A 13,005-nucleotide genomic window follows, 5' to 3' on the forward strand; every position below is an offset into this window, starting at 1 on the left:
AGAAATGGCGACTGCTTTTACTCTACTCAATCAGGAGAATTAAATGCTAGGATGGCTTGTCAGAATATTTCTCGTTATATCAGGATCGATAACAAGCTTGTTTGTATCGCGTAATGCTCTTAATTTTAATATTTTCAAAATGGTTGTTGCTGTTTTGCTTTTCACTTTGATCGTGTTTATCGTTGCTTTTTGGCCATTATTAATTAATTGGTTCAAACGCGACAAGAAAGAGAAAGATGATTAATTATTCCGATGCTTGGTATTTATAAATTAAGATCATAAACTAAGCAGCTTAGTAATTTTTCAGGTATACTAGAAAAAAAATTTCAATACCCATTGGCTCCACTCCCGAGAACAACCATGGCTCAACCACTTATTAATATTACCCGCAAACAAGCCCTGGTTTTCGCCTGCTTTTTAGTTCTATATGAGTTTCTTACCTACATAGCCAACGATATGATCATGCCTGGCATGATTAAAGTAGTCGAATCCTTTCATGGTTCTGAAACGGCGGTTGCCACCTCTTTAACTGCTTATATTCTTGGAGGAGCGAGCTTACAATTATTTCTTGGCCCCCTTTCCGATAGCTATGGACGCAGACCCGTTATGCTTGCCGGCGCCGTGCTTTTTTTATTGTGTACCATCGCCATTGCTTGCTCAAATTCGATGGAATATTTTTTAATCGCCCGCTTTTTTCAAGGTATGGGCTTATGTTTTATCGGCGTTATCGGCTATGCAACTTTGCAAGAAATTTTTGCAGAGATGGATGCAATTCGCTTGATTTCCATCATGGCAAATGTGTCTACTATCGCACCTTTGCTAGGTCCCTTACTTGGGGCAGCCTTTATTCATTATTTCAGTTGGCGCTTAATTTTTGTCATTATTGGCCTCTTTGCCCTTCTAGCACTCTGGGGCTTGTGGCAGTTTATGCCCGAGCCTATTGGTCAAACCAAACGCAACGGTGAACAAATTATACGTATTTCCTTATCACCAAGAACCGTTTTAACCAATTATAAAAATTTACTTATTAACCCTTCATTTATGTTGGGATCCATTGCGCTAGGATTAATGGGATTGCCATGTATTGCTTGGATTGCCCTCTCACCTGTGATCTTAATCGCCAATGCAAAATTATCCGTTATTCAATATGGTTTATGGCAAATTCCCTTATTTACAGCCAGTATTTTTGGTAACTGGGTCCTCCAGCGTTTAACACATCGCGGTACCGTTAAAAAAATTCTCCGTTTCGGTTCCGCAATCATAGGCATTGGTTTACTTGTTAGCTTCCTTTTACCATTAGCCATCAACCACTATTTTATCTGGCTATTACCAGGTCTTATTATTTATTTTTTTGGCCTGGGCATCGCTGGAGCACCGCTAAACCGTTTCATTCTGTTCTGCACCCCGATCGGTAAAGGAACAACCTCGGCCTTAATGAGTATGATTGGCATGTGCTCGCAGGCGATTGGGATAGAAATAGCCAACCTTTTATACGAATCACACAATAATATTCTGTTTGGTTTTTTCTGCGCTTTGGTTGCTCTGCTGTATTTTATCTTTTTGAGTATTGCTCTTTTTCTCAATAGAAACACTGAAAAAGATAAAATTTAATTAGCCTTACTTGTAGTTCGCTGTCGGTCGCGTTACAAATAGGGAAGAAACAACCACTAAGGAAAGAGGCATGAAATTATATTATTCTAAAGGCGCTTGTTCGTTAGTTGTTCACATCCTTATCAACGAAATTGGCCTTGACTGCGAGTATGAATCTGTTGATTTGAAAACTAAAAAAACAGAGAAAAATAAGGATTATTTTTCTATTAATCCTAAAGGTGCAGTACCCGCTTTAGAGTTGGATAATAAACAAATTATTACCGAAAATATTGTTATTCAACAGTACCTAGTCGATGAATATAAAGCCACTCAACTTTGCCCGCCAATAGGTGATTTAAATCGCTATTTGGTACTTGCATGGTCTAATTACGTTTCTTCTGAATTGCATAAAAGTTTCAGTAACTTATTCAGTGCAGTGATTCCAGCAGAGATGAAAGAAACAATTTTCATTCCTATTATTAAAAAGAAGTTAGACTATATTGACAAACAGCTCGCTAAAAATAATTTTTTAACCGGTGCTCATTTCGCAATGCCTGATGCCTATCTGTTTGTCATTCTTTCATGGGCTTCGCGCATGAAAATTGATCTTAACGAATACGCTCATTTACCAGCTTATTTTGCAGAACTTCATAAAAGACCAGCGATTATTAAATCGCTTAGAGAGGAAAATAAATAATTGACTTCTTAAGGTTGGGTGATTTTCTAGCTAGATCCGTTCGGGATGAGTACTTCGAGAGTATCAATCCGAACTGAAATATCCCCACGACATTAAATAGACGGTTTAGTTCATTGATCGTTTTGTTTATCCGTTCACACTGAGGAAGCGCGCAGCGCTGTCTCGAAGTGTCGCAAAAGGCCTCCTCGAGAACCTCAGGACAGGCTTCGAAACGCGCGCCATGCATACTCCTCAGCCCGAACGGGATAAAATTAATACAAATTCCTTAGATCCTCATTTTGTGGGGATACCTCAGAGTCCGAACGGAGCCAGATAAAATAGGGAAAAACATACTAACCTGATGTCCAAGACCAGAGCCCACTACACCTTAGCCAACAGATTTCGATTTCTGCAAATAGGCAGGATTCGTTGTACGTAGGAAAATTTGCGTGAAATAAAGTTTTCCTTTTTTATCACGAGCTAAACCTATACCAGTGAGATTATAATTTCCTTCAATATTTCTGCGATGTCCTCTGCTTGTAAGCCAATTACGCACGACATCTTTCGCGTCTTTATAATTATAAGCCACATTCTCCGATCCTCCCTGACATTGTTTAATTGCATCGAAGAGGCGATGGATCCGTTTGTCGAAATTTTGATGGCCAAAAGGAATTGCATGTCTTGCCATATCGCGGCTGTGCTTTGCAGCTTCTGCTGACATAAGGCTATTCATTTTCAGAGGTTTTAGACCCTGTTTAGCACGATATTCATTCACATAAACTAAAATAGCTTTTTGATTCGCACTATCGATTGTCTCTGTCTTCTTTGTTTGAGTTTGGGCAGCTATGGTTGACTGGCCTAAGCCCATTAAAAAACTAACCAACACTAATATTTTTATCTTGCACATCATTTTTGACCTTTTATTTTTCTATCTGATTGAGAGCCAACAATGATGGTAAAAAATAACTCATTTGTCTAGTGATTTAAACTAAAATTTCAACAGATCGCCGCCCCATTGCAGGGCGACGATCTAAAAATTATTGACTTAATTTTTGAGGTTTATGCAAATTAAATTTCGCTTGTTTTTTAAGAAATTTTTTCATCAATTGAGCATTGTTTGTTTCTACTTGCGAACCAACAACAATACAATTTTCACCTGTATTGTTACAGAAAATGTCATTGAATTTAGCGGACCTCTCCACAGAAAATGAAGTTTCTTTTTCCCAAAGTTTTCCAGCATCGTTCGTAGTAAAAAGCATAGGAGTTACAACGGGAATTGTAGCGATACGCTTCCAAGTCCATCCAACTACTTTGCAACGTTTTCCGGAATCATCACAATGTATGGAGGTTAGCCCATGCTTACCTGGTTTAGTAGTAATAAAACTCTTATCACTCCAGTCCAATCCTCCATTACGAGTAATAAAAGAATAGGGATGGTAATTAGACGTAAAATAATCATAGTCAAAGCCAAGAGTTATACACTGCATTCCTGAGCCGTCACAAGCTACGTCGACCAAAGTGCCTGCGCTAGAGGTGGTTTCTTTCATAGGGAGTACAATAGGGCTACTCCAATGGGCCCCAGCATCTTGAGTATAATAGGCAATAGGATTTAAGGAGTAGTAAGTGCTGAAAAATCCGGTTGAAATCACTGAACCACCAACAGCCACACAATTGCGTCCAGAGAAATTGCAGCTAACACCGCTGAGTATAGTTCCATGGAAATATTCATCAGGAGCCTGATAGGATGGCTTTCTTAATGAGTTAGATAAGGTCCAGGTTTCTCCTCCATTATTAGTTGAATATATAAACGGTATAGCCTCCTTATCACCCATTAAGCTTCCGGCAATCGTACAAATAACTCCATTTTGATCACATGAAATTGAAGTATATAGAGAATCATTCTCATAAATTTGGCTCTTATTGACTGATTTGGGTAATGGCAGTATTTTTGGCTCACTCCAGCTTAGCCCGCCATCTTGAGAAGAATAAACAATCGGTGTAGGTATTCTATTAATCACTGCTGAACTGGTTATCTTACAACTCTGCCCTGATTCGTTGCAGTGAATATTTGATAAATTGGGATCATCACTCAACATGGGAGTAATTTCTTCCTTGGGTGCTGCTAAAAGAATTGGCTCTCCCCAAGTTTTGCCTCCATCTTGACTTACATAAGCCAGGCGCTCATGTAAATGATACTCGGCGCCAAAACCAACTGCGATACATTGAGTAGCAGTCTTATCGCATGCTACAGCATCTAAGCGATTTAATTTGGTATTGAAACGAATACTAGCCGCTTTGTTAAACGTGATTTCCGCGAAACCGGAAGCTGAAACACAGAGCATCGATAGTAAAGCAAGACTTACAGATTTTCTCATAATAATCCTCAGCAGTAAAAGTCGGGCTTATTATGATAAAACTCCCTTCTGAAGAAAAGGTTTATTCAAGTAATTTTCTATTTTGTCATAAAGTTTAATTTATAATCAAATAAATGTTTTAGAATCAGAGGATTAAATCCTAATTACTGCCGCACCTGTAAAGCGACCAAAGCGAAGATCCTCAAGAGCTTGATTCACTTCAGTTAAAGAATAGCTATGAATTTCTGTTTTTACAGGAATCTGGGGCGCTAAAGCCAAAAACGCTTCACCATCCTTTCTGGTTAAATTTGCTACCGAACACAAACTGCGTTCTCCCCAAAGAAGTTCATAAGGAAAACTAGGGATAGCACTCATATGAATCCCCGCGCAAACAACGATACCGCCCTTTTTTGTATTACTTAAGGCCAAGGGAACAAGTTTGCCTGCTGGTGCAAAAATAATAGCAGCTTCTAGTAGCTCTGGGGATTTTTGCTCGGAGCTACCGGCCCAAGTTGCACCTAATTCATAGGCAAAATCCTGGGCTGCCTGATCGCCTGGACTAGTAAAAGCGTAGACTTTGCGCCCCTGCTGGCGTGCAACCTGAATAATAATATGTGCCGCGGCACCAAACCCATATAAACCAAGATGTTTTGCGTTTTCAGTCTTCATTAAGGCTCGATAGCCAATTAAACCTGCACAAAACAAAGGAGCAGCCTGCTGATCAGGATAAGCTTCTGGGATTGGAAAACAAAATCGTGGATCTGCAACACAATATTCTGCAAAACCTCCATCAATTTGATAACCAGTAAATTTTGCTTGGTCACAGAGGTTTTCACGTCCTGATAAACAAAAATGACAGTTTCCACAACTTCCGCCTAGCCAGGGAACCCCTACTCGCTGCCCCACCGCAAATCCTTTAACATTTTTACCGAATTTTTCTACACGGCCAACAATTTGATGCCCTGGAATAAGCGGGAGTTTAGGGTATTTTAATTCACCATCCAGCACATGCAAATCGGTTCGACAAATTCCACAAGCACTTACTTTAATGAGAATTTGATCGGCAGTTGGTTGAGGTTTTTCAACTTCAACATAGTTCAATTTCTGCAGCGGTTTTACCATTAACATAGCACGCATCGAATTGTCCTTATTTTAATGGGACTATAATGTATAAGGATAATACAGATTTTTTAGGGATTAAAATGACATGGAAAAATTTGTTAATCGCTATGAAGCAGGAGCAATTCTAGCCGGGCAACTAAAAGATTATGCGAATGCCCCTAATACCATTGTATTGGCCTTGCCCCGTGGCGGTGTACCTGTGGCTTATGAGATGGCCAAGGCGCTTTCACTTCCGCTCGATCTCTTTATCGTAAGAAAACTAGGGGTTCCCGGACAAGAGGAACTGGCTATGGGAGCCATTGCCACAGGTGGTGCGGTTGTTTTCAATGATGAAATCATCAACTCGTTGCATTTAAGTGAAGCGTCAATTCAGAAAGTAATTCATGCGGAACAAAAAGAACTTCAACGTCGCGAATCGGCCTATCGTCCAGAGCGCCCTCCTTTGCAGCTCAAAGGGAAGACGGTTATTCTCGTTGACGATGGCATCGCAACAGGTGCATCGATGTTGGCCGCACTTAAAGCAGTCCATCAGCAAAAACCTGCATCCCTCATTATTGCTGTGCCTGTTGCAGCTAAGGCAACCTGCGATGATCTAGCAAGTCGAGTTGATCGCTTAATTTGTCCATTAAGACCAGTTAATTTTTACGCAGTCGGTTTGTGGTATGAGGATTTCAATCAAACAAGCGATGAAGAAGTATTTGAGCTGCTGGCAAAGGCGAATCAACCAGTTAGTACTAGAGAAAGAACTAAAGGATAGTCAATTATGCCGTACTTCACTACAAATGTTGAACATTCCATTACTATTCCTAGCGCCCATGCTGAACTCAATGGGATTTTATATCTACCCAAGGAATGCAAAGCTCTGGTGCTATTTGCACATGGTAGTGGCAGTAGTCGCTTGAGTTCACGCAATCAATATGTTGCTCATGTGCTGAATAAAGCAAATTTGGCCACCTTACTATTTGATCTATTAACACCAGAAGAAGATTTTATCGATAATTTTACGCGTGAATTTCGCTTTAACATTGATTTTCTTGCCTCACGCTTAATTGATGCAACCCATTGGTGCACCAAACCACTCAGTGCTCATCATTTAAATCTAGGCTATTTTGGAGCAAGCACCGGAGGTGGCGCTGCAATTGTAGCCGCAGCCCAGGAAGTTAAACTCATCAAAGCCATCGTTTCTCGTGGTGGTAGACCTGATTTAGCAGCCAAGCATTTATCTCGACTAAAAGCCCCCACTTTACTGATTGTTGGTGGAAACGATGAGGTCGTTATTGGTATGAACGAAACGGCGATGGCACAGATGCATGCCATTAAAAAATTAGAAATTGTACCCGGCGCCTCACATCTTTTCGAAGAAACTGGCGCTCTAGATATCGTGGCCAATTTAGCTAAGGCATGGTTTATAAAGTATCTAAATTAATCCACTGCTTAGTAACACACTTGATGTTGTTCATTACAATCCCCACTGGGATAACATTGATGAACAACAGTACAGGTATAATAGTGAATATAAGGGTTATAACCATAGCCGGGGTAATTATAATAAGGATAGTTATAGGGATAATAAGGATTATTATATCCACCATACGAAGGACTAACCACAATCACTGAATTACCACCCCAACCCCATCTTGCATAACTTGCTGTAGCTGCAGCTAAACAGAGCAGCAAGATAAGCAGTTTTAATAAACTGTAACTCGTTGTAAATAAACACATCGCTTTCTCTTTACAGCAAACTAAATAGTTACTTTTAAGTATAGATCTTCTTGTTGAGCATCGCTGAGTAACTCGGGAGTATTTCCAAGCCTTAGCTGAGTGCTTGCTTATCCTCTGATGAGTAAGACAGGGGTTGTCGCTATTCTAATAACATTTTCTGCTACGCTACCTAAAATAAAATGGTTAAGTCCTCGACGACCATGAGTTCCAAGAACAAGTAAATCAGCAGGCCAGGTTTGTGATTCGCTAACAATTTTTTCAGCTACTTTTCCTGTGAAAGGCTTAAGCTCAATGAGCTGGCAATCGAAGGAGACTTTTGCTTGACGCAGTTTTTTGCTGATTTTATCTAAAAATTTTAATCCTTCCTCACGATATGCCTGACAAAGCGTAGCATAATCAATATGAGTTTCAGCAGCATTAACATAATTTTCATCAACAATATGGACAACACGTATTTCGGCTTTTTGATCTTGGGAAAGTCGAATCGCTTCTTGTAAAGCTAGTTTGGAAGCTTCACTTCCATCTGCTGCAACCATAATCCGTTGATAGGTCATCACAGTCTCTGACTTTGTAATCTAAAATTAAACTTGCTAGTGACAATTATAGTCTAAAAGATTGCGTCGTTTGATTCTTGGCCCAACCTACATAACCACGCCGTTCGGGCTCTGAGGTATCCCACGAAATTAAATAGGCTATTTAGTTCATTGATCGTTTTGTTTATACCGTTCGCACTGAGGAAGCCGCGCAGCGCTGTCTCGAAGTGTCGCTAAAAGCCCCTTCGAGAGCCTCAGGACAGACTTCGAGACGCACGCCCTGCTTGCCCCTCAGGCTGAACGCAATAAAATTAATACAAATTTCTTAGATCCTCATTTTGTGGGGATACCTCGGTTCGAGCTGAGGCTCTCGAAGGACTCAGTCCGAACGGTTGATGTTTAGCCTAAAAGATCGAATTACAAGCTAAACAAGGCTTAGCCTGACGGCTTTGGGCCAAAAGAGGCCCAACCTACATTTATTGAGGGCGCACGATTAATACATCACATTCTGCGCCATGAAGAATCGCATTGGCAGTGGAGCCAAGTAGCAAAGCAAGCCCATGCTTTCCATGGCTACCTGTGACAATCAAATCGATTTTCTTTTCTTGAGCTACACGAAGAATTTCATTCTTTGTTGAACCGAATTCAATCATGCAATGTTTGTCATCAACACCTAATTGCTTAGCTAATGCCGCTAATTCTTTTTCAGCCTGCTCACGTATAGACACTTCTACCTCAGCAAAGCCGGCAAATCCAGGATAGGCATAGGCAGGAATAGGCTCAACCACATGAACGAGAAGTAAATCAGCCTGATTTTCATCAGCAATTTTTTTTGCTTTATGCGCGGCTTTAATTCCAACTTCATCGAAATCAGTCGCGAATAATACCTTTTTGTACATGATTCTCTCCTTGATACAACAAGCTTGTATAGGCTAGTGGAAACCGTATTAATTTCCCATATTAACCAGTTTACTATAAAATTCACTGCAAACGTAATGCAAACCACGCTAAATATATTTATAAATTCTGTTGACTTTTATATTAAGATTTAGCTGAAAAAATAAAGCAAAAAAGCGGCCAAAATTAAGATATTGAGCTTCGCCATAAAATTATGGACATACTGTTGTAGGGAATTCTATGTTGTTAGATATACTGGGTACAGTCACTTCACTTTTATCCACTTATTATTTTATCCGTCTTGATAATAAAGCCTGGCTGATGACTTTATTGGCTACTTGTTTAAACAGCGTCCTCTATTGGCAAAATGGTATCTATGCAGATATGTTACTTGAGTTATTTTATTTTTTAAGTACTTGCTATGGTTGGTATCTCTGGCAAAAACCAACCGAACAGCCAGGAAACATTCGTAAACTCTCAAAAAGACAATGGACTATACTACTTATTGCCGTTATAAGTTGTTTTATTCTTTTTAGCATCTTGCTATCGACCTTTACCCACTCCAATATCGTTCTATTGGACGCACTAACTACCTCATTAAGCCTTGCCGCCCAATGGCTCATATGCCATAAAGCACTTGCTGCTTGGTTTTTTTGGCTGGTTACCGACAGCATCTATGCCTATATGTATTTTCATAAGCAATTACCGTTTCATTGCTTATTGATGCTTGTCTATACAGGGATGGCGGTCATCGGTTATCTAACTTGGACGAAACAGAAGACGGTTGCTCAGTCATTTGAATGGAAGTTAGTGTAGGTTGGGTCTTGGCCTAATAGCGCTGCCTTAAGAATTTTTTTGACTATTTACCCCATCCCTACGTCGCCTGGCTTGTCCGCGGGATCTAGAGATCTTACTTTGGCATTAGATCCATGGATCCCGCGGATAAGCCGCGGGACGTAGGCGGAAGGGGGTTTTTATCCTAAAGGCAGCGCCTAACCCACTGCTTTTAGCTGTGCAACAGGTCTAATCCAAGGATTAAATTTAGCAAGCTCTGCAGGTAAACCTCTAACTGCAGCTTGAGCCTGATCCATTTGGCCAAACTCGCCGATCGTCAGGACGTACCAATCCAAACCATCACGTTTTGTTAAACGAATTTTCGTATTTGCAACCATTTTATGATTATTAACAAAACGCATTACATCATCGCGTTTACGGCTTGCCAATACTTGGATAGTAAACTGTCTACCCGTAGCCATTCTGGCTTGGCCAAATTTACTAGGAATAGTCTGAGCCGCTGCAGCAACTTTAGGTGCTGGTTTTGCTGCTTTTTCTGTGGCGTGCAAAGTCTTAGGGATTACTACTACCCTGTCCCTTACTACCAATGAGTCATCTGATTCCTCTTCAAGGACTACATCCACAATGCGTTTTGGCGAAGGTTGCACCTGTTGTTTCACTGCCGAAGCTAACCATCCTGGTATCTGACTGGGTCGGCTAGCTAATTCATGATTAATATCGGGTAGCTGGCTAACCAAGACAGGCTCTTTTTCTAATACAGGAATAAGCGGCACTAAGGAAGGCAAGGGTTGGCTGATTTCAGCCACTGGTTCGCTTATTTTATATTCAAGCTCTTCTAATGCATTGGTAGACGATGACGGCAAAAATTGATTTTGCCATATATAGGATGAAGCCATTAAAGCAATTCCTGCAGTAGCCAGAAACCCCAAATTTCTAACAAAAGACTTACGTCTATCTGCTGATTTAATGGGTTCAGGGCAAAAATAATCTTTCATTTGATTATTAATTCTTGCAATACTCCCACCAGTCATCTGATAAAACTGCTCTAAGCGTTTTTCGGTCATTGTTTTATCTAATGCTTTGAGCGGGGGTAAAGAATTTAATAGATAAGTTTTTGTCTCCACTTCGGTTAAAGCACCTGGCTCTAAAGTATGAATTAAATTGGGTTCTAATTTATTTAAGCTTGCGACCAACGAAAAACCAGAGACTAGGCAAAGATGGAAAAAACCACTCTCGCCCTGATGCTTTAATTCAAACAAAACCTCCTGTAAGAATGAATCAGGTAAATGTTGTGCATCGTCAATAATAATCAAGACCTGCGCTTTTCGCTCGTTAATTTGATTAACCAACTTCGCAAGGCTGATTTCTGTATCCATGCGAAAATGAAAAACTGTATCCAACTGCGTTAAAAAATCAGATTGAGAAAAAGGGGCTACCGCTTTCACCACATGCGTTTTAATTTGTGAATCTAAACTGGATTGCAACACTTCAGCAAAAGTCGATTTACCTGCGCCCTGCTCCGCCAAAACGGCTATCAATACATTATTAAATAAGACGAGGTGATTAATATAATCGATCTTTGTAAGCCAAGAGCTGGGCTTAAAAATTTGTTTGGCAACTGGATTGATTCCCTCCTTGATGCCTGGCTCAATTGCCTCATTTTGCATAATTAATCTCCTTCGACTGCAGTTTGCAATGACAAAAGTAAACTGTCTTCCGACACTTTATTCTCGATATAACAATTTCCAACTGCTCTCATTAATATAAAGCGCAAACTCTTATCTTTTATCTTTTTATCTTGAGACATTAATGCACGTAGCTCATTAAGGTCAATATCAGCGGGGATTCTGCATGGTAATTTAGCCATCATGAGCATTTTATCAACCAAATGTAATTCTTTTTCATCAATTTGTCCGAGCTGATAAGAAAGTAACGCTGCACAATAAATCCCAATCGCAACTGCTTCCCCGTGCAACCAACGATTATAATGCGTATAAGCTTCTAATGCATGGGCAAAAGTATGTCCCAAATTTAATAATGCTCGTTGTCCTGTTTCTCGCTCATCAGCTTCTACAATCTCAGCTTTAATTTGGCAGCTCTTGCCAATAATTGCCGGCAATTTCTTAGCGTGGTTTGCATCTAATCCTTCTTCTAATGCAGAGTAAACGAGGTCAAAGAATTCGCCTCCAACCAATACAGCATATTTGATAACTTCAGCCAGACCTGCACGAAATTCTCGTGAAGGCAGAGTATGCAAACTGTTTAAATCGATAATTACTGCGTGGGGTTGATGAAAACAACCGATCATATTTTTTGCTTTGGGATGATTGATCGCTGTTTTTCCACCCACGGAGGCATCAACCTGAGCTAATAAGGTAGTTGGGATTTGTATGAATCGTACGCCTCGTTGATAAGTTGATGCGGCAAAGCCAGTAATATCACCAATTACTCCTCCTCCCAAAGCGATTAAGGTAGTATCACGATGATGTTGTTTGGCTATTAGGCTGTCATAAATCTTAAATAAACTCTGTTGATTTTTAAACGCTTCACCATCTTCCAGGATAACAGCATCACATTGTCGATCAGCAAAAGCCGATTGCACATACCTTAGATAAAGCGGAGCGATCGTAGTATTGGTCACTATCAGGACTTGCTTAGACAATACATTACGACGAAGCAGTTCCTCGTCTTCTAAAGCATGATACCCAATAAGAATGGGATAGTCATGTCCAGGCAAGCGGACAATTAATTCTTGGTCTAGTTCAAATTTCGCCATAGATGTATTTAATAATATTATTAGCCACTGCCTTAACAGTTAATTTGTCTGTTTCAAAACTGATATCAGCCAACTCATCATAAAAGGGTTCTCGCTCATCACGCAGCATTTCCAGACGTCCCTCTAAATCATCTGTTTGTAGTAGTGGACGTTTGGTATCACGTTTGGTTCGCTCATATTGTTGCTGTAAAGAGGTTTTGAGATAAATAACCGTACCACGGCCGGCAAGAGCATTGCGATTTTCAGGAGTCATCACTACCCCACCACCTGTGGCTAAAACAATATTGCTTTTTTGGGTTAATTCATCAATCACTTTCTGCTCGCGACGACGAAATCCCTCCTCACCTTCGATATCAAAAATCCAGGAAATATCTGCCCCTGCACGCTCTTCGATCACTTCGTCTGAATCAAAGAACTCAAGCTTAAGCTCCTTTGCCAAAGTACGGCCTATTGTACTCTTACCTGCTCCCATCGGCCCTATTAGAAATATATTGCGTACTTTAACTATGCTCATTTTTAATTACATACCCCTTTTTCACT

At 40.3% G+C, this 13,005-nt stretch carries 15 protein-coding genes; 6 read left to right on the forward strand and 9 right to left on the reverse strand.

Annotation, left to right across the window (positions count from 1 at the left end):
• Positions 1 to 43: 43 nt before the first annotated feature.
• The 3 genes from Lnau_RS00370 to gstA all read left to right on the forward strand — a co-directional run bounded on the left by Lnau_RS00370 (position 44) and on the right by gstA (position 2,287).
• Positions 44 to 244, forward strand: a complete 201-nt coding sequence (locus Lnau_RS00370) for a hypothetical protein (protein WP_058503164.1) — start codon at positions 44 to 46, stop codon at positions 242 to 244.
• Positions 245 to 360: 116 nt separating this feature from the next.
• Complete coding sequence (locus Lnau_RS00375; protein WP_058503165.1) at positions 361 to 1,611, forward strand: MFS transporter; 1,251 nt, start codon at positions 361 to 363, stop codon at positions 1,609 to 1,611.
• Between the two features lie 70 nt (positions 1,612 to 1,681).
• Entirely contained in the window at positions 1,682 to 2,287 is a 606-nt protein-coding gene (gene gstA, locus Lnau_RS00380; protein WP_058503166.1) for a glutathione transferase GstA, read from the forward strand.
• Positions 2,288 to 2,654: 367 nt separating this feature from the next.
• Here the strand turns inward: gstA and Lnau_RS00385 are convergent, their stop codons facing one another.
• The 3 genes from Lnau_RS00385 to Lnau_RS00395 all read right to left on the reverse strand — a co-directional run bounded on the left by Lnau_RS00385 (position 2,655) and on the right by Lnau_RS00395 (position 5,757).
• On the reverse strand, positions 2,655 to 3,176 hold the full coding sequence (locus Lnau_RS00385) for a CAP domain-containing protein (RefSeq protein WP_083503732.1): 522 nt from the start codon (positions 3,174 to 3,176) through the stop codon (positions 2,655 to 2,657).
• Between the two features lie 127 nt (positions 3,177 to 3,303).
• Positions 3,304 to 4,641 (reverse strand): sialidase family protein, encoded by a 1,338-nt coding sequence (locus Lnau_RS00390; RefSeq protein WP_058503167.1) that lies wholly within the window; start codon positions 4,639 to 4,641, stop codon positions 3,304 to 3,306.
• 132 nt (positions 4,642 to 4,773) lie between these two features.
• Positions 4,774 to 5,757 carry a zinc-dependent alcohol dehydrogenase family protein gene (locus tag Lnau_RS00395; RefSeq protein ID WP_058503168.1) on the reverse strand — a complete coding sequence of 328 codons (984 nt, stop codon included), beginning with the start codon at positions 5,755 to 5,757 and terminating at the stop codon, positions 4,774 to 4,776.
• A gap of 70 nt (positions 5,758 to 5,827) precedes the next feature.
• Here Lnau_RS00395 and Lnau_RS00400 point away from each other — a divergent pair, with 70 nt between their 5' ends.
• Positions 5,828 to 6,499: a phosphoribosyltransferase gene (locus Lnau_RS00400; protein WP_058503169.1), complete on the forward strand. Its 672-nt coding sequence runs from the start codon at positions 5,828 to 5,830 to the stop codon at positions 6,497 to 6,499.
• A 6-nt stretch (positions 6,500 to 6,505) separates the two neighbouring features.
• Positions 6,506 to 7,168: a dienelactone hydrolase family protein gene (locus Lnau_RS00405; RefSeq protein WP_058503170.1), complete on the forward strand. Its 663-nt coding sequence runs from the start codon at positions 6,506 to 6,508 to the stop codon at positions 7,166 to 7,168.
• Positions 7,169 to 7,176: 8 nt separating this feature from the next.
• Here Lnau_RS00405 and Lnau_RS00410 read toward each other — a convergent pair whose 3' ends face one another.
• The 3 genes from Lnau_RS00410 to Lnau_RS00420 form a co-directional block, all read right to left on the reverse strand.
• The gene (locus tag Lnau_RS00410; RefSeq protein WP_058503171.1) at positions 7,177 to 7,464 is read right to left on the reverse strand and encodes a hypothetical protein; all 288 of its coding nucleotides are present in this window, start codon (positions 7,462 to 7,464) and stop codon (positions 7,177 to 7,179) included.
• A gap of 107 nt (positions 7,465 to 7,571) precedes the next feature.
• On the reverse strand, positions 7,572 to 8,018 hold the full coding sequence (locus tag Lnau_RS00415) for a universal stress protein (RefSeq protein ID WP_058503172.1): 447 nt from the start codon (positions 8,016 to 8,018) through the stop codon (positions 7,572 to 7,574).
• Positions 8,019 to 8,473: 455 nt separating this feature from the next.
• Positions 8,474 to 8,896 carry a universal stress protein gene (locus tag Lnau_RS00420; protein ID WP_058503173.1) on the reverse strand — a complete coding sequence of 141 codons (423 nt, stop codon included), beginning with the start codon at positions 8,894 to 8,896 and terminating at the stop codon, positions 8,474 to 8,476.
• 238 nt (positions 8,897 to 9,134) lie between these two features.
• Between Lnau_RS00420 and pnuC the strand changes: the two genes are divergently transcribed.
• The gene (gene pnuC / locus Lnau_RS00425; protein WP_058503174.1) at positions 9,135 to 9,710 is read left to right on the forward strand and encodes a nicotinamide riboside transporter PnuC; all 576 of its coding nucleotides are present in this window, start codon (positions 9,135 to 9,137) and stop codon (positions 9,708 to 9,710) included.
• Between the two features lie 176 nt (positions 9,711 to 9,886).
• Here pnuC and Lnau_RS00430 read toward each other — a convergent pair whose 3' ends face one another.
• From Lnau_RS00430 to aroK, 3 genes are read right to left on the reverse strand one after another with little or no spacing between them, the layout of a single operon-like run.
• A complete protein-coding gene (locus tag Lnau_RS00430; protein WP_058503175.1) occupies positions 9,887 to 11,356 on the reverse strand; it encodes an AAA family ATPase in 1,470 nt (489 codons plus the stop codon).
• A gap of 2 nt (positions 11,357 to 11,358) precedes the next feature.
• Positions 11,359 to 12,465 (reverse strand): 3-dehydroquinate synthase, encoded by a 1,107-nt coding sequence (aroB, locus tag Lnau_RS00435; protein ID WP_058503176.1) that lies wholly within the window; start codon positions 12,463 to 12,465, stop codon positions 11,359 to 11,361.
• Positions 12,452 to 12,979: a shikimate kinase AroK gene (aroK, locus tag Lnau_RS00440; protein WP_058503177.1), complete on the reverse strand. Its 528-nt coding sequence runs from the start codon at positions 12,977 to 12,979 to the stop codon at positions 12,452 to 12,454. The genes aroB and aroK overlap by 14 nt, the downstream gene beginning before the upstream one ends.
• Positions 12,980 to 13,005: the final 26 nt, after the last annotated feature.

Source organism: Legionella nautarum, assembly GCF_001467895.1.
Taxonomy (GTDB): domain Bacteria; phylum Pseudomonadota; class Gammaproteobacteria; order Legionellales; family Legionellaceae; genus Tatlockia; species Tatlockia nautarum.

Bases quoted from the DNA above. Each gene is read 5' to 3' on its own strand.
- aroK (WP_058503177.1), bottom strand. From the start codon at position 12,979: ATGAGCATAGTTAAAGTACGCAATATATTTCTAATAGGGCCGATGGGA.
- Lnau_RS00400 (WP_058503169.1), top strand. From the start codon at position 5,828: ATGGAAAAATTTGTTAATCGCTATGAAGCAGGAGCAATTCTAGCCGGG.
- aroB (WP_058503176.1), bottom strand. From the start codon at position 12,465: ATGGCGAAATTTGAACTAGACCAAGAATTAATTGTCCGCTTGCCTGGA.
- Lnau_RS00430 (WP_058503175.1), bottom strand. From the start codon at position 11,356: ATGCAAAATGAGGCAATTGAGCCAGGCATCAAGGAGGGAATCAATCCA.
- Lnau_RS00405 (WP_058503170.1), top strand. From the start codon at position 6,506: ATGCCGTACTTCACTACAAATGTTGAACATTCCATTACTATTCCTAGC.
- Lnau_RS00390 (WP_058503167.1), bottom strand. From the start codon at position 4,641: ATGAGAAAATCTGTAAGTCTTGCTTTACTATCGATGCTCTGTGTTTCA.
- Lnau_RS00385 (WP_083503732.1), bottom strand. From the start codon at position 3,176: ATGATGTGCAAGATAAAAATATTAGTGTTGGTTAGTTTTTTAATGGGC.
- gstA (WP_058503166.1), top strand. From the start codon at position 1,682: ATGAAATTATATTATTCTAAAGGCGCTTGTTCGTTAGTTGTTCACATC.
- Lnau_RS00395 (WP_058503168.1), bottom strand. From the start codon at position 5,757: ATGCGTGCTATGTTAATGGTAAAACCGCTGCAGAAATTGAACTATGTT.
- Lnau_RS00420 (WP_058503173.1), bottom strand. From the start codon at position 8,896: ATGTACAAAAAGGTATTATTCGCGACTGATTTCGATGAAGTTGGAATT.
- pnuC (WP_058503174.1), top strand. From the start codon at position 9,135: ATGTTGTTAGATATACTGGGTACAGTCACTTCACTTTTATCCACTTAT.
- Lnau_RS00415 (WP_058503172.1), bottom strand. From the start codon at position 8,018: ATGACCTATCAACGGATTATGGTTGCAGCAGATGGAAGTGAAGCTTCC.
- Lnau_RS00410 (WP_058503171.1), bottom strand. From the start codon at position 7,464: ATGTGTTTATTTACAACGAGTTACAGTTTATTAAAACTGCTTATCTTG.
- Lnau_RS00370 (WP_058503164.1), top strand. From the start codon at position 44: ATGCTAGGATGGCTTGTCAGAATATTTCTCGTTATATCAGGATCGATA.
- Lnau_RS00375 (WP_058503165.1), top strand. From the start codon at position 361: ATGGCTCAACCACTTATTAATATTACCCGCAAACAAGCCCTGGTTTTC.